The sequence below is a fragment of the Bounagaea algeriensis genome (assembly GCF_054491375.1).
In genome coordinates, this window is record NZ_CM137102.1 from 2,815,700 (window position 1) to 2,839,345 (window position 23,646).

At 68.1% G+C, this 23,646-nt stretch carries 18 protein-coding genes and 1 pseudogene; 9 read left to right on the forward strand and 10 right to left on the reverse strand.

Going from position 1 to position 23,646, the window contains the following annotated elements:
• Positions 1–16: 16 nt before the first annotated feature.
• From ACVGV2_RS12685 to ACVGV2_RS12695, 3 genes and pseudogenes are all read right to left on the reverse strand, one after another.
• Positions 17–1,342, reverse strand: a complete 1,326-nt coding sequence (locus ACVGV2_RS12685) for an MFS transporter (RefSeq protein ID WP_459162582.1) — start codon at positions 1,340–1,342, stop codon at positions 17–19.
• 314 nt (positions 1,343–1,656) lie between these two features.
• Entirely contained in the window at positions 1,657–2,547 is an 891-nt protein-coding gene (locus ACVGV2_RS12690; RefSeq protein ID WP_459162583.1) for a LysR substrate-binding domain-containing protein, read from the reverse strand.
• Positions 2,548–2,671: 124 nt separating this feature from the next.
• Positions 2,672–2,945, reverse strand: a pseudogene (locus ACVGV2_RS12695) (NF041680 family putative transposase); the annotation flags it as partial.
• Between the two features lie 110 nt (positions 2,946–3,055).
• Between ACVGV2_RS12695 and ACVGV2_RS12700 the strand changes: the two are divergent.
• The gene (locus ACVGV2_RS12700) at positions 3,056–3,808 is read left to right on the forward strand and encodes a TetR/AcrR family transcriptional regulator (RefSeq protein ID WP_459162584.1); all 753 of its coding nucleotides are present in this window, start codon (positions 3,056–3,058) and stop codon (positions 3,806–3,808) included.
• Between the two features lie 387 nt (positions 3,809–4,195).
• Here ACVGV2_RS12700 and ACVGV2_RS12705 read toward each other — a convergent pair whose 3' ends face one another.
• The 3 genes from ACVGV2_RS12705 to ACVGV2_RS12715 all read right to left on the reverse strand — a co-directional run bounded on the left by ACVGV2_RS12705 (position 4,196) and on the right by ACVGV2_RS12715 (position 8,146).
• On the reverse strand, positions 4,196–5,449 hold the full coding sequence (locus tag ACVGV2_RS12705) for an SLC13 family permease (RefSeq protein WP_459162585.1): 1,254 nt from the start codon (positions 5,447–5,449) through the stop codon (positions 4,196–4,198).
• Between the two features lie 102 nt (positions 5,450–5,551).
• Positions 5,552–7,024, reverse strand: coding sequence for an FAD-dependent tricarballylate dehydrogenase TcuA (tcuA, locus tag ACVGV2_RS12710; protein ID WP_459165975.1), 1,473 nt, complete (start codon positions 7,022–7,024; stop codon positions 5,552–5,554).
• Between the two features lie 33 nt (positions 7,025–7,057).
• Positions 7,058–8,146, reverse strand: coding sequence for a PrpF domain-containing protein (locus tag ACVGV2_RS12715; RefSeq protein WP_459162586.1), 1,089 nt, complete (start codon positions 8,144–8,146; stop codon positions 7,058–7,060).
• Positions 8,147–8,283: 137 nt separating this feature from the next.
• On the opposite strand from ACVGV2_RS12715, the gene ACVGV2_RS12720 reads away from it, so the two are divergent.
• Positions 8,284–9,258, forward strand: coding sequence for a LysR family transcriptional regulator (locus ACVGV2_RS12720; protein ID WP_459162587.1), 975 nt, complete (start codon positions 8,284–8,286; stop codon positions 9,256–9,258).
• A gap of 279 nt (positions 9,259–9,537) precedes the next feature.
• Here ACVGV2_RS12720 and ACVGV2_RS12725 read toward each other — a convergent pair whose 3' ends face one another.
• From ACVGV2_RS12725 to ACVGV2_RS12735, 3 genes are all read right to left on the reverse strand, one after another.
• Entirely contained in the window at positions 9,538–10,278 is a 741-nt protein-coding gene (locus tag ACVGV2_RS12725; RefSeq protein WP_459162588.1) for a GntR family transcriptional regulator, read from the reverse strand.
• 163 nt (positions 10,279–10,441) lie between these two features.
• On the reverse strand, positions 10,442–11,608 hold the full coding sequence (locus ACVGV2_RS12730; RefSeq protein ID WP_459162589.1) for an acyl-CoA dehydrogenase family protein: 1,167 nt from the start codon (positions 11,606–11,608) through the stop codon (positions 10,442–10,444).
• A 12-nt stretch (positions 11,609–11,620) separates the two neighbouring features.
• On the reverse strand, positions 11,621–12,898 hold the full coding sequence (locus tag ACVGV2_RS12735; protein WP_459162590.1) for an MmgE/PrpD family protein: 1,278 nt from the start codon (positions 12,896–12,898) through the stop codon (positions 11,621–11,623).
• A gap of 165 nt (positions 12,899–13,063) precedes the next feature.
• Between ACVGV2_RS12735 and ACVGV2_RS12740 the strand changes: the two genes are divergently transcribed.
• The 7 genes from ACVGV2_RS12740 to ACVGV2_RS12770 all read left to right on the forward strand — a co-directional run bounded on the left by ACVGV2_RS12740 (position 13,064) and on the right by ACVGV2_RS12770 (position 20,367).
• Entirely contained in the window at positions 13,064–13,918 is an 855-nt protein-coding gene (locus tag ACVGV2_RS12740; RefSeq protein WP_459162591.1) for an HTD2 family dehydratase, read from the forward strand.
• A gap of 174 nt (positions 13,919–14,092) precedes the next feature.
• Positions 14,093–15,208 (forward strand): NDMA-dependent alcohol dehydrogenase, encoded by a 1,116-nt coding sequence (locus ACVGV2_RS12745; RefSeq protein ID WP_459162592.1) that lies wholly within the window; start codon positions 14,093–14,095, stop codon positions 15,206–15,208.
• 126 nt (positions 15,209–15,334) lie between these two features.
• Positions 15,335–16,123 carry an N-acyl homoserine lactonase family protein gene (locus ACVGV2_RS12750; protein ID WP_459162593.1) on the forward strand — a complete coding sequence of 263 codons (789 nt, stop codon included), beginning with the start codon at positions 15,335–15,337 and terminating at the stop codon, positions 16,121–16,123.
• Positions 16,124–16,137: 14 nt separating this feature from the next.
• Entirely contained in the window at positions 16,138–16,551 is a 414-nt protein-coding gene (locus tag ACVGV2_RS12755; RefSeq protein WP_459162594.1) for an FmdB family zinc ribbon protein, read from the forward strand.
• 271 nt (positions 16,552–16,822) lie between these two features.
• The gene (locus tag ACVGV2_RS12760) at positions 16,823–18,295 is read left to right on the forward strand and encodes an aldehyde dehydrogenase (RefSeq protein WP_459162595.1); all 1,473 of its coding nucleotides are present in this window, start codon (positions 16,823–16,825) and stop codon (positions 18,293–18,295) included.
• 168 nt (positions 18,296–18,463) lie between these two features.
• Positions 18,464–18,820 carry an IS3 family transposase gene (locus tag ACVGV2_RS12765; RefSeq protein ID WP_459165976.1) on the forward strand — a complete coding sequence of 119 codons (357 nt, stop codon included), beginning with the start codon at positions 18,464–18,466 and terminating at the stop codon, positions 18,818–18,820.
• Positions 18,817–20,367 carry an SLC13 family permease gene (locus ACVGV2_RS12770; RefSeq protein WP_459162596.1) on the forward strand — a complete coding sequence of 517 codons (1,551 nt, stop codon included), beginning with the start codon at positions 18,817–18,819 and terminating at the stop codon, positions 20,365–20,367. The genes ACVGV2_RS12765 and ACVGV2_RS12770 overlap by 4 nt, the downstream gene beginning before the upstream one ends.
• Positions 20,368–20,417: 50 nt before the next feature.
• Here ACVGV2_RS12770 and ACVGV2_RS12775 read toward each other — a convergent pair whose 3' ends face one another.
• Positions 20,418–23,435 (reverse strand): alpha-glucuronidase family glycosyl hydrolase, encoded by a 3,018-nt coding sequence (locus tag ACVGV2_RS12775; protein WP_459162597.1) that lies wholly within the window; start codon positions 23,433–23,435, stop codon positions 20,418–20,420.
• Positions 23,436–23,646: the final 211 nt, after the last annotated feature.

Below are 23,646 nucleotides of genomic sequence, written 5' to 3' on the forward strand. Positions count from 1 at the left end.
GTTTCCTTTCACCTGATCAGGCGTGCGTGGTAGCGGAAACCCCGTCGGCCTCGGCGGTTTCCTCCCGCTTGGAAAGACCCAGCAGCGCACGGGCACCGAACAGCGACGTGAGCACCGTGGCCAGGGCATAGGCGATCACCGGGACGATCGATCCGAACGCCGTGAACAGCGACTGCATGAGCAACGGGGTCAAACCGCCCACCAAACCGGTCAGCTGATACGTCATCGACACCCCGGTGTAGCGAACCCCGGCCGGGAACGCCTGGGAGAGCATGCCCGCCACGAGCGCGTAGTACATGACGTCGGGCAGTGTCGCCAGAATGGTGCCCAATACGGCGAAGGCGATGCTGCCCGTTCCAATCATCATGAACATCACTGCCAACGCGGGGATTTCGAGGATCAGCAGCAGTGTGACGGCCTTCCGGGGGTTCCAACGACTCGCCAGCACCGCGCCGAACGGCTGCACCAGGAACTGCACCGCCGCGCTGATGAGAAGAATGCTCAGGAAGGTGTCCTGGGTGAAGCCGACCTCATTGGTGGCCCACGACAGCGCGAACGCGTTCTTGCCGTATGCCACCGTGAAGATGACGATGACCGCGCACATGCCGATCAGCACGGGTTTCGCGTGTGACCTGAACAGCGTGATCAGCGGTATGCGCTCCTTCTTCTCCTTGGAGGCCAGCTCGGCCATGGCCGGAGACTCCGTGATGCTCAACCGAACTACGAGTCCCACCACCACCAAGGCAGCAGAAGCCAGGAACGGGATGCGCCAGCCCCAGCTCAGGAACGCCTGCTGCGGCATCAACTGCGAGGCGGACACGAACGCCGCCCAGGCGAGCAGCTTGCCTGCGGGCGATCCCTGCTGGGCAAACGCCCCGAACAGGAAGCCGCGCTCCTTCTTCGCGTGCTCGGTGGCGATCAGCACCGCGCCACCCCACTCGCCGCCGACGGCCAGTCCCTGGACGAATCGGAACAGCGTCAGCAGCACCGGTGCGGCCACACCGATCTGGGCGTAGGTCGGGAGCAACCCGATACCGACCGCGCTGAATCCCATCAGCAGCAGTGTCGTGACGAGCGCCGCCTTGCGTCCGGCGCGGTCACCGAGGTGCCCGAAGACGATCCCGCCCAACGGCCGTGAGAGAAATCCCGCCCAGAAAGTGGCGAAGGAGAGCACGAGTCCGATCGACGGTGGCACGTCCGAAAAGTACAAGGGTGCGAACACCAGGGCCGACGCCGTACCGTAGAGGTAGAAGTCGTACCATTCGATGGTGGTCCCCACGAACGAGGCAATACCCGCTTTGCGAGCCATCTTCTCGTGCTCGGGGAAAATCTTGTTACGCATGGTCGATGCCCTCACAATGCCCTGTGGACGTCACCGGCTCACGGAAGCGGTGCATTGACCCGGCTGCGCGTTACCGGGATCCGGGCGGTTCACGCCGAGGCACCGGCCGAATGCCAGGGCGCTTTTCGATTGATATGAAGTTAGGACGTCGACTGTGCGCTGTCCAACACCGAGTCGGTGCACACGTGATTGCCTCGGGCGACATAATCTCGCGTACCCAGGGAGAACAGAGTCAGCCCGGGGCGTGCCATCCGCGCTCGTCGCGGACCGGAGGTCTCGGCGATGTCCGTCGGCGCACTCCACCGCGCCGGGCCCTAGACTTCCTCGACGACCTCGTGCAGCAGGTCGACCAGAGCGTGCAGTGCCGGATTGGGATCGTCCTCCCGCCACGCAAGCGCCAACGGTATGGCCGGTGCACCGGGCAGGGGGACCAGCACGACACCGGGCAACTCGAGGTGTCCCGCGCTCGCCGGTACCAAGCCGATCCCGGAGCCGGCGCCCACCAACGACAGGATGGTGTGCGTGTCGGGTGCCTCCTGTGCGAAGTGAGGGCTGAATCCTCGCTGCAGACAAGCCGCCTGCACGATCTGGTTGACCACCGACCCCCTGCCGGTGGGGTAGGTGATGATGGGTTCGTCCTTGATGTCATCGAGGCTGCCCTGATCCTGCTCGGCCAGCGCATGCCCGGTGGGCACCGCCATCACCAGCGGATGTCGCTGCAACTCACGAACGTTCAGTCCCCTCTCCGACGGGATCGGCAACCGCAACAGCCCCGCATCCAGCTCCTCCCGGTTGATCCGCTCGACGAGCTCGCCGCCGTAGAGCGGGCTGACGATCTCGAAGCGGACCTGCGGGTAGCGCTCGCGGAACTTTCGGACGATCAGCAGAAGCGCCTCGTAGGAGGTGGGCCCACTGAAGCCGAGGCGGAGGGATCCGATCTGCCCTGCCGCGGCCTTGCGCGCCACCACCGGCGCCGCATGCGCGGCGGCGAGCATCTTGCGCACCTCACCCAGGAAGGCCTCTCCCGCAGCGGTCAGGGCGACATGGCGGGTCGTACGCCACAGCAGCGCTACCCCGACCTCACCTTCCAGGCGCTTGATCTGCTGCGACAACGGCGGCTGGGACATGTGCAACCGTTGTGCCGCCTTGCGGAAGTTGAGTTCCTCCGCCACGGCTACGAACATCTCGAGGTGACGCAGTTCCACGTGCACCCTCCAGTTCCGTGATGCTTCCGCCCAAGCGCAAGCCGATTATGTCGCCGTGCCGACAGAAACGACACCCGGTGTTCTGGTCGAAGGCCACGACCTGCTTCAGCTCGTCGTTCAACTTCCGCGTCGGGTTTGGTGCCCTTTTGTGGTGGACAGGGCGGGTGTATGCCTCACCGGTGGCGAGGACGCGTCCCACGTCGTAGCGGGCGGCGCGGTGGCGGCTTCTCGAGCTGGGAGGGCGTCCGGGGACGGCTCGGATGAGTTTTGGTGCATGCGCTGGGCACGGCGTCGTCACGCGCAGATTGCGAAACCCCCGTCGCAGCCGGGCGGGGGGTGAAGCGGCTCGGCGAAGTGGGGCGTTCCCACGGCCGCCTGAGGTCGGGCGTGAGCGACCGCAGCCCCTCTTCGACCGCGAGAGTGTATCTTCAACCGGGCAGCAACAGGCCAGCTTGCGTCGACGTGCTCGAACCGCTCGACCGTAGCCGGCGAGGAGTGGTCACTTGGTTTGCCGGTTCGGGGTAAGCAGGGACCCGAGGGTGACCAGGATTTCCACGCCGCCGACGATCCAGAGCACGTTGCCGAGGGTTGTCAGGTTGACTGGCCCGACATCGGTGTCCCCGCCGTAGACGCGCAGCAGGATTCCGACGAGCACCAGGGCTGCGCCGAGCAGGGCATCGACGCGGTCAGCGTGCGCACCGTGGCCACCGCGGCCGGGCGCTCGCCCGGCGCGGTGCAGAAGTACTTCGCCACCAAGGACGAGATGCTCACGGCCGCGCTGGAGCTCTACTGCGAACGGTCCGGCGCGCGCATCGACGCCGTCCCCCGGGACGGCGACCCGGTCGAGACCGTGACCGCGCTGGTGGCCGCAACCCTGCCGCTGGACGAGCCACGCCGGGTGGACACCCTGGTGCTGCACGAGTTCGCGCTGCGTGCGGCACACGATGAACGGCTCGCCGACCGGCTGCGCGTGCTGGACCAGCAGATACAGGACGAGCTCACCGCATACCTGGGCACCGCGCCCGAGACGGCCGCAGCGATCATCGCCCTCTCCGACGGGCTGGCCATGCGCCTGCTCTACGGTTCCCACACGCCGTCGCAGGCCCTGGCCACATTACGCACCGGGATCGCCGCCGTGCTCGCGCAGCCCCAGCAGACTGAAGGCCGGCTCAACCCCCTGCCGGAAAAGCCGCACACGCCCACGACAATCGACACGGCACGGACGATCCCATCCCCATCGGAACCCCCGGCACGCCCATGAAACCCCGAGCTTCCGCATCCGTCCCGGCGTGACGGAGCTGCACGACGCATCACGGGCCTGTCCGGGTGACCAGCACCCCACCCCGGGAACGTCCGGAGTTGTCGAGGCCGAGGGGGCCTTGCTGCTCGATCCCCTCTCGTCCGGCTGAGTGCCTGCGGGCGCTCTCCTGTGCTCCGGCGGCGTTCCTACTGCCTCATCCTTCTTGCGAACAAGCTGGACTCCCGGCCTTCACGACCACTGCTGGTAACTCGGATTGGAAAGCGTCGGCGAGCGCGTCCCGGCGATCGCCAAGCGCATACACCAGCCGATCTCGTCGCACAGGGCATTCTTCCGGAACGGTTCTCGTATGATCGACCGGCCAACACGTGCGGAAGCGGGACGCCCCGTTCACACCGCACCGGGCACGACCAGGAATGCCCACGCGCAGAACGGGCCGATGGCAACGATGGTGCCGGTGTATCCGAGCAGTTGCCGGTAGATTCGCGTTCTGTCCGAGCCGTTGGCGTTGCTCAGCACGAGGGCACCGTTGCTGGAGAACGGCGAGGTGTCCACGATCGTGGCCGACACTGCCAGCGCGGCGACCAGCCCCGCTGCGCTGAGGTCGCTGGACAGCAGCAGCGGAACCGCGATCGGGATGATGGCGGTGAGGATGGCGGTCGACGACGCGAACGCGGAGACCACGGCGACCACGAGGCACAGCAGCAACGCCACCAGCAGCGGACTCCCCAGGCGGGACGCGCCGTGGGAGATCCCGTCGATGGTGCCTGCCTGCTCCAGGATCCCCACGTACGTGATCATCCCACCGATGAGCAAGATCGTAGACCAGCTGATCCCCTCGATCGCCCGGGATTGCCGGTTGATGTCGATCAGTGCGAGGAACGCACCGGCCCCCAGCGCGAGGAAGCCGATCTCCAGCTGGAACACCAAGGCGCCGAGGACCAGCAGGACCAGCATCGCGAGGGTCAGTGCCTGCCGCCAGTCGACCGCCCCGGCGGCGTCGGCCTCGTCCTGGTCCGGATCCTGCTGGGGCGTTGCAGGCTCGGCTCTCCGGTGACCGCGCAGCACCAAGAAGCTCACCGCCGCGATCAGGACGTTGAACGCGAAACTGGCCAACAACAACGCGGACGGCGCCACGTGCAGCGGCGTCTGTTCGATCATGCCGAGCACGAGCGCGCCGGATACTGCGATCGGGGAGAACGACCCGGCGTGTGCGCCCGCCACCAACACCGCACCGATGAGCAACTGGCTCATGCCGTAACGTTGCGCGAACTTCAACCCCGCGGGGGCGAGCAGCGCGATGGCCGCGGTGGGGAAGGTGCCGAGCGCGGACAGCATCCCGCACACCGCGAAGAGCACCCAGGGGATCAACGCGACTTTGCCGCGCACGAGTTTCACCCCGGACCGCACCAGCAGGTCGACGGTGCCGTTGCGCTGGGCCACCGCGAACAAGTAGGTGACCCCGGCAATCGTGACGAACAGTGACGCGGGGAACCCCGCGAGGATCTCCTCCTCGGTCAGGTTCAGGGAGGTGGTACCGACGAGGAACGCGCCGATGAACGCGAGGATTCCGATGTTGATGGGAAGTAATGTCGCGACGACGAACATGGCGCCGAGCGCGACGAGCGGAATGATCTCAGACATCGCTGTCCTACCACTGGTCTTGGTTGTCCCGGGCCGAAAATCGCCGGCCCGCGGCTGTTGCGCCGTGACGACGCGCCGTTGCTTCCGGTGCGGTGGAGCTCGTCAGGCCAGGGAACCGGCCCGGCGCCCGAACACGGCGCCCGAGGTGAGCCCGGTGCCGCCGGGGTAGTTGCCGCTGAAGAGGCCGCCGAGCATTTCGCCGCAGACGAACAACCCCGGCAGGTGCCCGCCGAGCTCGTTCAGCACCCGCCCGCGGGTGTCCGCGCGCAAGCCGCCGAAGGTGAACGTGATTCCGCACGTTACCGGGAAGGCGTAGTACGGCGCGGTTTCCAGCGGAATCGCCCAGTTCGACTTCGCCGGGGCGACGTGTGCCACCCGCCCGTCGAGGGAGGCGATGTCCAGCGGGACGGAGCGGTCGATCGAGGCGTTGAAATCAGCGACGGTGCTTTTCAGCGCGGCTGCTTCCACGTCCATCCCCGCGGCGAGGTTTTCCAACGAGTCCGCCGCGACGACCGAGGCGTCGGGCATGTCGTACTCCTCGGCGCGCAGCCAGCCGCGGGTGGTGGCGTCGAACAGTTGGAAAGCGACGCCACCCGGCTGCTGCAGGATCCGGGCGCCGTACTTGGCATAGGTGAGGTTGCGGAAATCGGCGCCTTCGTCGAGGAAGCGTTCACCGCGCGCATTCACCACGATGCCGAGCGGGTAGCCGCCCCGGGTGAGCTGGTTGGTGAAGCCCCGGTTGCTTTCATTGCCCTGGTGCCAGGCGTCCCACGCGACGCTGTGGCAGGTGTTCCAGTCGCCGTGGGAGGCCGCACCTGCCTCGAACGCTGCGCTCAGCATGTCGCCGGTGTTGTGCGGGGTGCCGCGCACCTTGGCGTGGCGCCAATCCTCGCCGAGGTGTTCCGCACGCAGGTCGGCGTTGGCTTCGAACCCGCCTGCCGCGAGCACCACGGAATCCGCGTGCAGCACACCTGATCCACCTGCTTCGTCGGTCCACTGCAGACCGATCACCGCACCGCCGTCCAGCACGAGTTCCTGCGCGCGCACGCCGTAGCGGATGTCCACCCCGGCCCGTGCTGCGGCACGCGTGTGCTGTTCGACCAGTCCTTTGCCGCCACCGGTACTGCCGACCGCGAGACCACCCCAGAACACGTGTCGTCCCTGATCGTCCGGGTACGCCTGTCGTTCGTACATCAGCCGGAACCGCAGTCCCTTGCGGTGCAGCCAGCGCAGCACTTCTTGGCTGTCATCGACCACGGCCCCGGTCAGAGCCGGATCGTTGCACCCACCGGTCACCTTCGCCACGTCGCCGGCGAACTCCTGCGCGGTGTAGGGCTCCAGCAGAGAGGCGGAGTGGCGGTCGTCATCGTCGAGCAGATCGGCGAGTTCACCGAGACCGTGGTGCGCGATGCGGAACGCACCTGCGGTGTAGTAGCTGTTGCCACCGGCCGCACCCGGCTGCGCCTTCTCCAGCAGCAGCACGTGCCGCCCGCGTTCGGCCGCGGCGTGCGCGGCGCTGAAACCGGCGTTGCCGCCACCCACGACCACGACGTCGTACTTCTCACCAGACTGCATCATTCCTCCTCAGTTCGGTTCGGCGCGGACGCGCTAAAGACGCGGTGCAGAAGGCGCGGCCGGTTCGGGCACTCGGATCTCGGCATCGCAGAGGATCCGGGCAGCGCGTTGGACGGCGACCCGTCGCGGCAAGCGGTCGCGAAAGTCCGCGCATCTGACCGCGACGACACCGTCGGGTATGCCGATCCGCAGCGACGACGCCTCGCCAGCGGTGGAGTGGGCGGCAACGACCGACTTGCACAACGACCCCGCGACGGCGACGGCGACCGCCGAAGTCAGGCCGATCGTCGGATGCGGTGCGTTCATCGACAGCATGCGGACGCACACGTCGACCTCCGTCGAACCGGACGGCGGGCTCCCCGCGATTCCGACCTTCGGAATCGCGTCACCGCTGGGCAGCCCGATCCGTTGTGCGGCCGCCCGGCGCACCCGGCGGAGCCGCTCGACGAGCCCCGGTGTGATCGGCTCGCGCCCGGTCAGCCCGAGCGAACCCGCGTCGACCAGCACCACCGGTGCTCCGGCGTCGATCATGCTCACCCGCAGCGGAACTTCGTCGACGAGCAGCTCGTCCACCGCGTTCCCGGTCGGCAGTGCGTGCCCTGTGGTGTTGCCCGCGGGGTCGAGGAAGGCCAGCCCCACTCCGACCCCGCCCGCGTCCGTACCCGGCACTGCTTCCGCTCCGAACTCGTGAACCCGGCCACCGGTCGTGTCGACGTCGGCTTCCAGTACGGCACCGGTGTTGCTGTTGCGCAGCACGACCGTGGTCCGATCCCCCGCAGGCGCGACGAGACCGCGAGTGACCGCCCACAACGCGATGGCCGTTGCGCAGTTGCCGCAATTGCTGCCCCATTCGACACCCGCGACGCCGATACCGACCTGCCCGAAGAGGTAGTCGACGTCGATTCCCGGTTGGTCACTGGACTGCACGAACGCGGCTTTGGAAGTGGTCGGGGTAGCCCCGCCGACGCCGTCGATGTGGGCCGGATCGCCAGCGCCGTAGGCGTTGACCAGCAATCGGTCCAGACTCGGCAGGTCGAGGTCCATTCGGTCGCGCAGTGCAGCGGTCTCGAACAGCCAGCACTTGCTCGTGCCGCCACGCACCAAGCTCGCCGGTACCCGCACGGTGCACCTCCCTTCCTTCCTGGCGCGGGCGCTGATCGCCGCGCTGGATGCAGAGGACTGTGGCACCGGGGAGCATTTACAACAATGTTCACGTACTTATCCTGCATTAAGCACAGCTCATACCGAGGGGAGTGCGCATGGACGTGCGCCGCATATTGCTGTTGGCCGAAGCATCCGACCGCGGATCGCTCAGCGCGGCGGCGGAGGCGCTCGCGATCACGCCCTCCGCCGCGTCGCAACAGATCGCGCGGCTGGAAGCGGAAGCGGGCCAGCCGCTGGTGGAGCGGTTGCCGCGCGGTATTCGGCTCACGGACGCGGGCGAGGCGATGGCTGTGCGCGGGCACCGCATCCGCAGCGAACTGCGGGGAGCCCAGGCGGACCTGGATTCGTTCGCGCGGTTGGACCGGGGCGAGCTGAAGATGGGGGCGTTCCCGACCGCCAGTTCCTCGTTGCTCCCGCTCGCGTTGACTCGGTTCTCCCGCAAGCACCCCGGCGTTCGGGTCACCGTGCGGTCATCGCTGCTGACCGGCCTGCTGGACTTGCTCCACTCCGGGGACGTGGAACTGGCGATCCTCTGGGACTACGAGTGGAACCGGATCGAGGACGAGTCTCTGCAGGTGACGCACCTGCTGGACGATCCGACGGTGCTGGTGGTCCCGGCGAATTCCGAACTGCTCGAACAGCCTCGCGTGGAGCTGTCCGAGCTGGCCGACCAGCAGTGGATCACCCGCGCGGACAACCATCCGGTTGCCGAGGTGCTGCACCGCAGCTGCCGTCTGGCGGGATTCGAACCGGCGATCTCCTACGAGTCACACGACTACCAGGAGGCTCAAGCGATGGTGGCAGCGGGACTCGGTCTCGCCATCGCACCGCGGCTGGCGCTGACCAACCGCCGCCACGACGTTCGGCTGATCAACTTCGATGCCAGGGTGCCCGCGCCGACCCGACGGATCCTGCTGGCCCGTCCGACAAACCGAGCACCCACGCCCGTCGCCGAATTCATGCTCGAAACACTGCAGGCAGTGGCACCGAAGTTCGCGGATACCAACCTGCACCTGACCCAGCTGGGCACCGTCCACGTCACCCCGCGCCAAGAACGCGACTCAACTTGACCCGGTCAACATTCGAGTCTGCTGGTCTCGTGGACCGCGCCCGCTGTGGTGGACGGTCCACGAGTAGCGATCGCCCGGTCAAGCGGGAACGTTCCACTCCCATGCCAACACCGGGACCCAAGACGGGATCTCAGCTTGTTGTTTAACCAGGTGGTGCTGATGTGTGCCCCCAGTTAATCATGAGTGAAGCCCTTGGGTAATCATTCCTTCTTGCGACAGACGGAAGATCACCCCGCAAGACGCGCCACCCGTGCCTCCGATGCGTTGCGCCGCTGCTGCTCATCGGACGTTGCGTCGCAGCCGCACGCGGTACGAATAGTGCTCGGGCAAGAAGTAGCTCACCGCCAGCTCGACCGGCTGGCCCGCCGTGGACTGGTAGAGGCGGTCGATCCGCAGCAGCGCCCGGCCCGGTTCGCAGCCGAGCTGCTCCGCGGTCTCCTCGCCGGCGTGGTCGACGGTGATGCTCTGCTCGGCCTCGGCGATCGGATCGGGCAGCTTGCCGTCGAGCAACCCGATGATCGTGACGTCGCTGTGGGAACCGACCTCGGTCAACTCCGGACGCGACTCCACCAGCGCACCCGCGGACGGCGGCAAGTAGACCGTGGTCAGGCAGAACGGCGTGGCGTCGTGCAGGCGCAGGAAGGCCAGCGTGTGCACCCGGTCCGAGTGCAGTTGCAGCCGCCCGGCGGCGTCGAGCTGGACCTTCCGGTGCATGGGGGTGACCAGCCGCATGGTGGTGTCGATCGAAAGCCCCATGAGGTCGTCGACCGAGCCGAACTGGCGCAGGTACTGCTCCTCGCGCGGCGCGGGGAACGTGCCCCTGCCCGGCACCCTGTAGACCATGCCCTCGGCGACCAAGTCTTGGAAGGCCCGGCGCACGGTCTGGCGGCTCACTTGGTAGCTCTCGGCGAGCTCGGCCTCCGTGGGCAACCGCGCGTCCTGGTACCGGTGTTGCAGGATCGCGGCTCGCAGCTCACGCGCGAGGCGGAGATAGGCGCTCTCCCGGGCCTTCGACGGCATTCCTCCCCCTCACTCTGTCGCTTCCGGACAGTAACCGACCGCGACCGGGAACCGAGCAGCGGTCCGCTCGCGGGCCTTGCCGCGGAGAGCCGACGTCGTTGCAGACCGGATGCCCTCTTCGTCATCGGAGCAACCGCCCCGCAGCCGGAGGACCGCGCGTGGCCTACGCATCGAGGCCGCCGCGGGCGACGAGCTGGGAGGCGATGACGTTGCGCTGGATCTCGTTGGTGCCCTCGCCGACGATCATCAGCGGGGCGTCGCGGAAGTAGCGCTCGACGTCGAACTCGGTGGAGTAGCCGTAGCCGCCGTGCACCCGCACCGCGTTGAGCGCGATCTCCATGGCGGCCTCGGAGGCGTAGAGCTTGGCCATGCCGGCCTCCATGTCCACGCGCCGGTCCGCGTCGTACTCGCGCGCGGCGTGCAGGGTGAGCTGGCGGGCGGCGGTGAGCTTGGTGGCCATGTCGGCGAGGTAGTTGCCGATGGACTGGTGCTTGTAGATCGGTTTGCCGAAGGTTTCGCGCTGCTGGGCGTAGTCCAGCGCGTCCTCCAGCGCGGCCCGGCCGACGCCGAGCGCGCGGGAGGCGACCTGGATCCGGCCGGTCTCCAGGCCCTTCATCATCTGCGCGAACCCGTGTCCTTCCTGCCCGCCGAGCACGGCATCCGCCGGTGCGCGGTAGTCCTCGAAGGACAGTTCGCAGCTCTCAACACCGCGGTAGCCGAGCTTGTGCAGGTCGCGGGAGACGCTCAACCCGGGCCCGTGCTCGACGAGCAGGATGGAGATGCCCCGGTGCTTGGGTTCGGCCTCCGGGTCGGTCTTGCACAGCAGCGCGATCAGTTGCGAGCGCCGGGAGTTGGTGATCCAGGTCTTGGCGCCGTTGATCACGTACTCCTCGCCGTCGCGACGCGCGTGGGTGGCGAGCGCCTGCAGGTCCGAGCCGCCACCGGGCTCGGTCAGCGCCATGGTCGCGCGGACCTCACCGGTGGCCATCCGCGGCAGGTAGCGGCGCTTCTGCTCGTCGGTGCCGAACTGCAGCAGCAACTTGGAGACCACGGTGTGCCCGCCCATCGCACCGGCCAGGCTCATCCAGCCGCGCGCCAGCTCCTCGGTCACCAGCGCGTAGCACGGTGTGGACACGGCCGTGCCACCGTGCTCCTCGGGGATCGCCAACCCGAAGATGCCCAGCTGCTTCATCTGCTCGATCAGCGTCTCGGGGTAGGTGTCGGCGTGCTCCAGCTCCCGCACCACGGGGCGCACGTCCGCGTCCACGAAGCCCTGGACGGTCTCCACGACCATCCGCTCCTCGGAATCGAGAACGTCCCACGTGCTCATAGCTCTCCCGCCTCAGATCGCGCCATCGGCGCGCATGGTTTCGATTTCCCGTTCATCGCGCCCGACAGCGGTCAGGCTCGAGGTGTTGTGCTCGCCCACTTCCGAGCGCGGGAAGGTCGTCGCCAGCAACTCCCGGGTCGACTCCCAGTCAGCGGCGGCGAGCAGACCCGGGACATCCCCGCCGCAGGCGGCGAGCTTGGCGTCCAGTTCGGACTCGCTCGGAGGCCGGGACGGCGATCCAGGCGGGTGCGCCAACCGCACCCGCATCGCCTCGTCGCCGTGCTCGACCTCGATGTCGACCTCGCCGGTGAGCAACCCGGATCCGCTGCCGCTGGTTTCCAGCTCCACCGTGCGCAGGAGTTCCTGCGCCGCGGAGCGTTGCACGGCCTCGTCGGTGAACGCGGCGAAGTCCGGGTACGGGTCCAGCAACGCGGTCGCCACCGCGTAGCCGAGGCTGAACTTGCCCTCCAACCCGGTCCGCGGCCGGTCGTGGATCAGCGGCTGCACCGCGGGCTCCGGCGTGCGCACCCGCACCCGGCGCACCTCGCCGGCCACGTCCTCGCGCAGCTCGCGGAGCGCGGCGATCGGGCGCTGCATCGCGTAGCAGCACGGGAAGGTCTTGATCGCGAGCCCGCCCGGCACGGCCGGACCTGCCGGGTCCACCGCGTCGGGATCACCGCCCACCAGCCGCAACCACTCCTCCAGCGCGCCCGGGTCGGCGCTCGCGCCGGCCCGCACCAGCCGCGCGGCGCGGACCCCGGCATCGGCGGCGAACCCGACCTGCAGCGATTTGCCGTGCGTGCCGAACGACCGCTGCACCCCACCTGCCGCCGGCACGGCCAGCGCCATCGCGGCAGCCAGTTCCGCTGCGGACAGCCCCAACGCCCTGCCCGCCGCGACCGCGGCCGCCGGAGCACCCGCCGTGCACGTCGCGTGCCAGCCCGCCGAGTAGTGCGACCAACCCAGCGCAGTGCCCAGCCGCGCCATCACTCCGGCGCCCGCCAGGTACGCCTCCGGACCGCCACCCGTGGCGAGCGCGGCCGGCACGACAACCGCGCTGATGTGCGTGGTCGACTCGATGTGCAGGTCGTCGAAATCCAGCACGTGCGCCGCGGCAGCCCAGCGCGCGGCGTCCGGCAGCGCGGCGGCGATCCCGGTCACCGGGTGCTCGCGCGCGGCCAGCGCCACCGCCGCGGTGTCGGTCAGCGATCGCTGCGCCAGGGCCACGTCCTCGACGCCGGGGTCGAGCTCGCCCGCCCAGCGGGCGAGGGAGTCCGCAAGAGTGCCCATCGTGCCTCCCTCGGGCTCGACGTGGTGTGCCACTACATTGGTACGGCCAATTCATCGCCGGGTCAATGCGCACCATCTGTCACGCACACCAGGAAGACTGAACGACGACTTGACATGACTAAGCTCACATCTGAGTATTTGTACGACCAATCGAAGGGAGTGGCCGTGTCCAGTCTCGACGAGCATCTGCAGGGGTGGATCCCCGAGGACCTGGTCGACTCAGATCCGCTGCCGACCGGACCCGCCGACGCCCTCGCGGCCGTGCTCGACACACCCGAGCACCCGTCCAACTCCGGCACATTGCCGGCGCTGTGGCACTGGGTCTACTTCCTCGAATGGGCCCGACATCGCGAGCTCGGACAGGACGGCCACCCCACCGAGGGCCACTTCCTGCCGCCGGTCCCCGACCGCAGGCGCATGTTCGCCGGTGGGCGGTTGACCGTGCACCGGCCGCTGGCACTGGGCCGCAGCGCCGAGCGCACCCGCTCGCTCGCGAACGTCTCGGTCAAGACCGGCCGGTCCGGCGAGATGGTCTTCGTGACGGTCCGCAGCGTCTTCGACCAGGACGGGCGAACCTGCCTGACCGAGGAGCACGACTACGTCTACCGCTCGGGCGAGAGCATCGCCAAAAACCCGGATTCCACCCGGTCCGAGGAACTGCCCACCTCGGACGCGCCCTGGCAGCAACCGTTCACCGGCGATCCCGTCCGGTTGTTCCGCTACAGCGCCCTGACCGCCAACTCGCACCGCATCCACTACGACGCGCCCTACGCCCGGGACGTCGAGTACTACCCCGACCTGGTCGTGCACGGGCCACTGCTGGTGCTGCTCATGGTTGAACTGACCTGCCAGAGCTCACTTCAACGCGTGTCCACCCTGGACTACCGGCTTCGCCGACCGGTATTTTCCGGGGATCCCGTGCTGCTGACTGCAACTCCGGACGGAAACTCGGCCAACACTGCCGTACTCAACGGCGAAGGCGCCGTGATGGTCGAGGCGCAATTAGGCCTCGACGGTTAGCGCCCGAAGAGAACACGCATCTATCTCGCAGTCGCCTCTGCAGCAGCTGCACAACTCGGTCGTAGGACAAAAAGCGCGGCAGTTTGATCTTACTATCCAACCACGCGGCGACATGCCATGCCGCATCAGTCGTCCACTAACGGTCTCGTACGACCGCTACACAGGAGGCAATCGATGAAGACGCGCGCTGCAGTGATGGAACGGGGACGCACGGAATTCGAGCTCGTCGAGCTCGATGTCGACGAGCCGAGCTTCGGCGAGGTGCACATCAAGTTCACCGCCTCCGGGCTCTGCCACTCCGATCTCCACCTCGTCGAAGGCGTCTACGGCAACTCCCCCCGGTTGCCGATCGTCGCCGGGCACGAGGGAGCCGGTGTCATCGAATCGGTCGGACCCGGCGTGACGCACGTCGAGCCGGGTGACCACGTCGTGTGCAGCTTCATGCCCAGCTGTGGTTTTTGCCGGTACTGCGAAACCGGGCGCACCAACCTCTGCAACATCGGAGCCAACATCTTGAAGGGCAACATGCCCGACGGGACGTTCCGCTACCACCGCGATGACAGTGACCTGGGCGGCTTCTGCATGCTCGGCACGTTCTCCGAGCGAGCCACGATCCCGGCCCGGTCCGCGGTGAAGGTGGACCCGTGGCTTCCGCTCGAGGTAGCGGTGCTGGCCGGCTGCGGTGTTCCGACCGGCTGGGGCTCGGCCGTCAACGCCGGCAACGTACGGGTCGGGGACACCGCGGTGATCTACGGAGCCGGTGGTGTGGGGATGAACTCCGTGCAGGGTGCCGCCTACGCCGGCGCCCAGTACGTGGTCGTCGTTGACCCCGTGGAGTTCAAGCGCGAGATCGCCTTGAAGTTCGGCGCAACGCACACCTTCGCCGACCCGGAGGAAGCCGACCGCAAGGTCAAGGAACTGACCTGGGGCGACGGCGCGGATCAGGCGATACTGACCGTCAGCGTCATGGATGCAACGGTCGTCCGCCAAGCTTTCGACATCATCGGCAAGGACTCCACGGTCGTGGTCGTCGGCCAGGCCAATGTGGAGGATGACACCATTCAGATCCCGAGTGCGCTGCTCACTCGCAGCGAGAAGGTCATCAGGGGTGCGCAATTCGGCTCGTGCAACCCGCAGTACGACATCGTGAAGCTGCTCCGGATGTGGAACACCGGCCACCTCAACCTCGACGACCTCATCACCAAGACCTACACCCTCGACCAGGTCAACGAGGGCTATCAGGACCTGCGCGACGGAAAGATCATCCGTGGCGTGGTCATGCACGAGTAGCAACCACGGCGCGAACGAGGCGGGCCGATTCGCGGCCTGTCATCCACAACGGGCCATTCAAGAGCAGCGGTGACTGGATCGTGCAAAGCCAGTCCGCACAGGAACACCGCGAAGGAGTGACGACACATGACGACCACGACCACCGGAACTATCAAGCGTCTTTGGGCCCTGGACGGCGCCACCCTCACCTTGGACTCGGGCCTGCTGGTCCTCGGCGCTGAAGGTGAGGTCACGATCCCGGTTCCGACCTTCCTCATCGAGCACGATCGCGGCCTCGTCCTGTTCGACACCGGGATCGTCCCGGAGGCATCGGTCGATCCGGAGGGGGTGTACGGAGACCTGGCCGAGCACATCGGCCTGCAATTCACCCCGGAGCAGCGCGTCGACCGGCAGATCGAAGCGCTCGGGTACAAGACCTCCGACGTGACGCACGTGGTGCTCTCGCACGCGCACTTCGACCACACCGGCGGCATGTACCTGTTCCCGCAGGCCAAGTTCTACATCGGCGCCGCGGACCTGCCGTACGCGTTCTGGCCCAACCCGGCGGCCTCCGTGTTCTTCCGCCAGCCGGACATCGAGGCCACCCGCTCCTTCGACTGGCACCCCTTGCAGGGCGACCACGACCTGTTCGGCGACGGCAGCATCACCGTGCTCGCGATGCCGGGTCACACACCGGGCAACACCAGCCTCCTCGTACGCCTGCCGGACCGGTACTTCATGCTCACGGCCGACACCGTGCACCTGCGCTCGGCCCTCACCGACACCCTGCCGATGGGCTCGGACTACAACACTCGCGACTCCGTCGAGTCCATCCACCGGCTCCGCCAGATCTCGGAGAGCCACGACGCGCACATCTGGATCCCCCACGACCCCGAGGACTGGGAGCACTTCGCAGCACCGAAGTGCTACCAGTGACGAGGAGCGCATCCATGCCAATGCTCATCGACTACCAATGCGCATCGTGCGGCACCCGGGCCGAGCAGTGGGCGCGCCAACCGGTGGCCCCCCAGTCGACCTGCGCGGCCTGCGGCGCCACTGCCCACCGCCGCTTCAGCGGAGCAGCACTGCTCGCGGAAGCGCCGACATCAGCAGCACCGCCCGCACCCACCGGAGGACACTCCTGCGCCGACCACCGGGGCGTGCCGGGAAGCTGCACGTTGACACCGACCGCGAGCCGCATGCTCGCCGCCCGCGCCAGCGGCGATCCACGGGCCGTGGACCGGGAACTCGCACGCCAGGAGACAGCGATCGCCGCGGGAACCCTCGACCCGAAAGCACCGGTCACCAGCGCCTCCCCAGCACACCACAGCACGGGAGCGCCGGCCGGCGAGAACGCGGAGTGAACCCAACGTCCACCGAGGACAAATCGTCCTGGTGCCCATCGGAGATTTTCGGTACGGGCCACCCGGGCGGCGGCGCCCACGGGGACCCGGTGCACCGATGATCGAATCGGCCGCCCGTGGTGGCCGCGACCGAGAGGCGGCGCGGCTGACGAACTCGACGTGGACTCGTCCAACTGCGATTTGGCAGTGACGGGTGCACTGCGCGAGCTCGTCAGCCTTCGCCCACCGGGAGCAGCTGCGAGCTGGCCCTGCACCGCGTGAGGAGACCACCATGGCAGAGCTCGAACAGTTCCGGATGCTCATCGGCGGCGAGCCCGTCGAAGCCACCTCCGGCGCAACCTTCGAGAGCCAGAACCCCTACACCAGCCAGTCGTGGGCCCGGATCCCCGACGGCAGCACCGACGACGTGGATGCCGCGGTCGCGGCCGCTCGGAGCGCTCTCGACGGCGACTGGGGGCAGAAGACCGGCTTCGCACGGGCGGCCCACCTGCGGCGTCTCGGCGATCTCGTCGGCGAAAACGCCGAACGTCTCGCCCGCCTCGAGGTCAACGACTCCGGCAAGCTCTACCGCGAAATGCTCGGGCAACTCACCAGCTTGAGCTCGTGGTATTACTACTACGCCGGACTGGCCGACAAGATCGAAGGCCGCCAGATCCCGGCACCGAATCCGAACTACCTCGTCTACACCCGGCGCGAGCCGGTCGGCGTCGTCGCGGCGATCACCCCGTGGAACTCGCCGTTGCTGCTCATGACCTGGAAGGTCGCGCCCGCTCTGGCGGCGGGCTGCACCGTGGTGATCAAACCCTCGGAACACTCGCCCGCCTCGACCCTCGGCTTCACCGAACTCGTCGAACAGGCCGGACTGCCGGCCGGGGTCATCAACGTCGTCACCGACCGGGCGGGCGCAGCCGGCGCGCACCTCGCTTCCCACCCCGACGTCGACAAGGTCGCCTTCACCGGCTCCAGCGCCACGGGCAAGATCGTCGGCAAGGCGGCGATGGACAACCTCAACCCCGCCACTCTCGAACTCGGCGGGAAGTCGCCGCAGGTCGTCTTCCCGGACGCCGACCTGCGGGCCGCTGCGAACGGGCTGATCGCGGGAGTGTTCGCCGCGACCGGGCAGACCTGCATGGCCGGCTCACGACTCGTGGTCCACGCCGACGTGCACGACGAACTCGTCCGACTCATCGCCGATCGCGCCGCCCGGATCAAGCTCGGCGACCCGAACGATCCCGAGACGGAGATGGGACCGATCGCGAACGCGCCCCAGTACGAGAAGGTGCTCAACTACCTCAACACGGCCAAGAGCGAAGGAGCCGCAGTCGCCCACGGGGGCGCTGCCGCTGACGACCTGGGCGGATACTTCGTCCAGCCCACGATCCTGTCGGTCAAACCGACCGACACCGTCTTCCGCGAAGAGGTGTTCGGGCCCGTGCTGTCCGCCGTGACGTTCACGGACGAGGACGAAGCCATCAAGCTCGCGAACGACACCCCCTATGGCCTGGCCGGCGCCGTCTGGACCAAGGACGTCCACCGTGCCCACCGGGTAGCCGCGAAGATCAAGGCCGGCTCGGTGTGGATCAACGCGTACCGCACCGTCGCCCCGAGCATACCCTTCGGCGGGTACAAGCAGTCCGGGCTCGGGCGGGAGAACGGCATCGACGCCCTGGACCCCTACCTCGAGAACAAGTCCGTGTGGGTCGAACTCACCGGCGAGACCCGCGACCCCTTCACCCTCGGCTAGCATCCGGCCGAGGTCCGCGACGACGGGATGGAGCTCGTGCGGTACTCGGGCCGCTCGTCCGCCTCGATGTCCCGCGAGTCGGGGATCGGGAGACGCTGCGGCACCGGGTGCGCAGCAGCGCGAGGATCAGCGGACCGAACGGTTCCAGGAGCCCCATGCTGAACCCGGCTGTTCGCACGGGCACCACGGGTCACCGCGGAGCGGTGTGACCAGGGGAACCGCATCAACCGCAAGCGCGTGCCCCGCCTGATGCGTGCCCGCGGCATCGTCGGCCGGCACCCGACACCTCGCCGACCTCGACGCTCGAACGAGCAACGAAGACCGCGGTTGAAGACGACCGGCCGTGAACCTGACATCCGCCGCGGTCCGATCTGGTGTCCATCCCGCCTCGGCCCGAACGCCACCGGCTCCACGGCCCCGCGCGAACCGAGCACCGACGCAGCGAACAACCGAACCCGCGCAGCACCGAGCGTCCCGTGCAGGCGAACCGACCACGCTTCGAGAAGGAAGGCCCATGGCACATGAAAACCTCCGCCGACCTCAGCGACGAGTCCACCTCGACGTCTTCGGCCGCGCCCGGTGAGCCCGGCACCGCCGAACAGCGGATGCCCCTACGTCGAGTCATCGGGATCTTTCTCGGTCCCGCACTGGGCTTGGCCACGTTCCTGCTCACCTCGTCGACGGCGGAGGCCTTGAGCCCGACGGCGTGCTCGGTCGCCGGTGTCACCGTGCTCATGGCCGTGTGGTGGATGACCGAGGCGGTCCCGTTCGCGGCGACGGCGCTGCTGCCGTTGGCGCTGTTCCCCGTGCTCGGCGTCGCGGAACTGGACACCGTCGCAGCGCCTTACGCCTCCGACGTGGTGTTCCTGTTCCTCGGTGGTTTCGTCCTCGCGCTGACGATGCAGAAGTGGGGATTGCACCGGCGCATCGCGCTCGCCGTCGTGCTGGCGGTCGGAACGCGGCCCACTCGGCTCATCGGCGGGTTCATGCTGGCGACCGCTTTGATCAGCATGTGGGTCAGCTCGACGGCAACGGCGATGATGATGTTGCCGATGGGCCTGTCCATCGTGACCCTGCTCAGGCGAAACGGCGAGGACATCGACCGGAACTTCGCCATCTGCCTCATGCTCGGCATCGCCTACGGCGCCACCATGAGCACCACCACCACCATCGTCGCCACACCGGGCAACGCTTTCGTGGTTGCGTACCTGGCGCAAAATCACGGCATCGAGATCACGTTCGCGGAGTGGATGCTGGTCGGCACCCCGTTATCGCTGGTCTTCCTCACCATTGCTTGGTTCTTGTTGACGCGGATGATCTTCCCTCCCCGCATCGACGAAATTCCCGGAGGTGCCGCACTGATCCGCCAGCAGCTCCAGGAGCTGGGTCCGCTCGGACGCGGCGAACGGTTCATCGCCGTCGTGTTCGTCGGCACGGCGTTGTGCTGGATCTTCATCCCCCTGCTCAGTGACTGGCCACCGGCCGCGAACCTGTTGCCATGGCTGGGCAACGTCTCCGAAGCCGGCATCGCGGTCATCGCTGCGATAGTGTGCTTCCTGCTGCCTGTCCGGCCTCGGCGCGACCAAATGCTGATGCGGTGGGAAGACGCCAGCGACGTGCCCTGGGGGATCCTGCTCATGTTCGGCGGTGGGCTCAGCATGTCCGCGATGATCACCCAATCCGGGCTTAGCGACTGGTTGGGCAGCCACGTGGCCGGGCTTCGGGGTGTGCCACCGATCTTGTTGGTCATCCTCGTCGCAGGACTCGTCCTGTTCCTCACCGAGCTGACGAGCACCACCGCGACCATCGCGACCTACGTGCCGGTGATGGGCGGGATTGCCGCAGGCCTCGGGCAGGAACCGATGACTCTGGTCTTGACGACCGTGTTCGCGAGCGGCTTCGCCTTCATGCTGCCCATCGCGACACCCCCGAACGCGATCGCGATCGGGTCCGGATACGTCACGATCGGTCAGATGGTGCGCGGTGGCCTCTGGCTGAACCTGGCGGCCATGATGCTGGTCCCGATCACCATGTACACGCTCGCCGCGTGGGTGTTCGAGCTGGGGTTCTGAACAGGTCCCGATCAGCGACGCGAAGGTCCTGAGCGGCCGGGGCGGCGAGTTCAGACCCCGGGATGCACGCACACGACGCCCTGTGAAGGCGCGGAGACGAAGCCCTGGTCGTTGACCGCGTGCAGGCGGTACTCGCCGGGTTCGGCGGGAGCGCGCAACACGGCCCGGTCGCCGTGCACGGCTCCGCGGCTGCCCGTACGTTCGTCCGCGGCCAGCAGCAGCCGATCCTCCCGGTCCCATCGACCGATGCCGGCCCAGTTCGCCGGCAGCAGGTAGGCGCGCGCGGCCGCCGGGGCCCGCACGTCGCGGATCGGCCCACCGGGCCGCACCGTCTGATCCGGCAGGATGGCACCGGGCTGGTGCCGCAGTCCGCTGTCCCGGCCACGTCGGTCGGCCAGGCCGGACCGGGTGCGCACGTAGTGGTTCATCACGTTGCGGTAGTTGACCGCCTCGCTGAGCTGGCGACGCAGCATCCACCGCACAGCCAGCCACACGGGCTCGTCCACCTGGCCGTGCAGCCGCTCCCACCGGGTGACGAGTTCGCGCACCCCGTCCACACCGGCGAACGTGCTGTCGTAGATGCTCTGCGCCAGGGTCTCACCGGTGTGCGGCAGCACGGCGTCGTAACGCACGTGGTGCAGGAACAGCACGAGATCCTGCGGTGTCCTCGCCAGGTGCTCGTAGCGCCGCGCGATCGGTGCGGGGTACAAAGCGCTGTAGTCGGTGCCTGCGCGCGTGCGGTCCACGCCGATTCCGGCGGAGGTGGCGCCGTTGGCTGATTCCTCCCAGGCTTCCGGCTCGTTCTTGAAGTGGTATTCCACCGAAGACGTGAACGGAATGCCGAGTGGTTGGTAGTACTGGCGGTACGCCTCGTCGGCGGTGATCAGCCAGTCGGCGACCTCGACGCCCGCACTGCGATCGGTGTGCAGCGCCAACCGCGCCCACTGCACGGCCAGCTCGCGAGCCGAGGAGCGCGGATTCCACGCGAGTACGCCGAACCCGTACCAGTTGCACTGGTCCAGCGGCATCCGCGTCCAGTTCTGGTCCGTGCCGGGGTTGTTCACCGCCACCGCCAGGGTGCGGGCGTAGCCGAAGGTGCTGCCGTCGACCACGTCGGCCACCGTGTGGCCGCTGCCGCGCGCGTGGGTGTCGAAGGCGAAGACTCGTTCGAAGTAGGCCGCCGGGTAGTTGGCGTGCGTGGTGTGGCCGGTGTACTCCTTCATCAGTGGCAGTTCGATGCCCAGGTTCGTGTTCGGAAAGCCGCCGAACACCGGCGTCACCGGTTCGCGAGGTTGGAAGTCCCAGGGTCCGTGCTTGCTCTGCAGGATGACGTTCTCGGCGAAGTCGCCGTCCTGCGGCTGGAACAGCTCGTAAGCCTGCTTGGCGCGGTCAGGGTCGGGGTTCTCGAGGGCTTCGCCGTAGACGAACATCCGCCACAGCACGACACCGCCGTGCCCGCGGAGGATGTCGGCGAACATGTTCGCCGCCTGCGCGTGCGAGCGACCGTACCGCAGCGGCCCGGGCTCCCCCTCCGAATCGCCCTTGACCAGCACACCGCCGAAATCCGGGATGTTCCGGTAGATGCGCTCCAGCGCGCGTCGCCACCACCGACGCACCCGCGGGTCCAGCGGGTCAGCGGTGTCCAGTTCGTTCGTCGCGATCGGACTGTCGAAGCGCAGCGCCAAGTAGACCTGCATCCCGTAGGGTCGCAGCGCATCGGCGAGCGCTGCGATGCGCGGGAGGTTGTTCGGGTCGATCCAGTCCACAGTGGCGTTCGGGTTGTTCAGCACCGTCCCATTGATGCCGACCGACGCGTTGAGGCGCCCGTACTCCTGGTAGCGGTCGACCACTTGGGATGCCGGAAGGTCCAACTGCCACGGCGAGTGGCCCGCGTAGCCGCGTTCGATCGTTCCCCACCCGTCGCGCGCCGCCGTCGAGGGGAAGTTGTCCCAGTGGTGGTTGAGGCGGTAGCGAATCGCCGGGGCGTCGGTGAGATCGACCTCGTCGAGGTCCTCACCGAGGCGCAACATGCGCAGCATGCGGAAAGCACCGTAGAGCACGCCGGACTCGTCGGTGGACGTCAGCAGCACCGTGCGTCCCTGTTCGTTGCGCAGACTGGCCAGGAGGTAGCCCTCCGGTCCGAGTTGTCGCACCGCGTTCTCGCGGCCGGAATCGCGCAGCAGGCCACGCACTGCGGGTGCGTCCGCCGTCCCTACCAGGATGCCACCGTCCGCGGGCTGCGCCCGCTCGTCGACGGGAACGTCAGCGCCGAGCAGCACGCCCAGCGCGGAGCGGAGTTCGTCGGCGGCGGCCTGCAGCACCGGCCCGCCGGACTCTACGGACAGCCGCTGCGCGTGTCGCTGCGCTGCGCGGTGGGCGGAACCGGTCAGTGGTGCGTAGCGCAACCACAGGCCGGAGCCGGCCGTGCTGACCGCCTCGGGCGCGGGGGGACCGAGGTCGCCGACGGGGTCCTCGGTGAACAGCACGAGTTCCGGCGCGCCAGTGGAGTCGGCCCCGCCGAGGGTCAGTGCCCAGTCCTTGTCCGGGAGTCCTTCCACGCGGAAGGCGATCGGCTCGCCGGCGGCGGTCCGCGCCGCCACGTGGCCGGTGACGTCGATTTCGTGCACCCCCCGCGGGTCGGCGTCAGCGGCGGAGCTGGCGTCGACGAGCGCCAGCCAGTCGCCGCCGTGCCGCGGGGAATCGCTCCAGGTGATCGTATCGGTGTTCCAGCCGCGCGCGTCTACGGCGTAGACCTCGAACGGCCAGTACCCGCCGTCGCTGTTGTGCTGGGCGGTGACCGCGAACCGCAACTTCGCCCGCTGCACCGGCCGATCCGGAACCGGGTCGAACCTGAGGAAGGCCATACGGCGTCCGCGGGCGAAGTGCGCTTCGCCCGCGGGGAGCGGAGCCCGCGGACGTTCCGCGTCGATCCCGCCGGTCGCTGTGGCGGGGAAGGCTCCGCTACCACGTGCGGACTCGGCGACGGCGCGGGAGGCGGTGGAGGTCGATCCGGACAGCACGGTGGCTGCGGCGGCCATCTTCAGCACGGTGCGGCGTCGTACCACCATGATCCTCCCTGGTGGGTCGACGGGCCGTCCACGGAGTCGCGGAGGTGCGGCCGGGTACGCATGGGAGATCACCAACGCCACCGGCACCGGTCAAGCGGTTGCCGCTGTTGCCAGCACGGGAAAGTTGCAGGCGATGCCTACGGACGCGTCCAGTGGTTGGTTGTTCCGGGAGGACGAGCGCATTCCCGAGCGCTTCTGGGGCGCGAGAGCC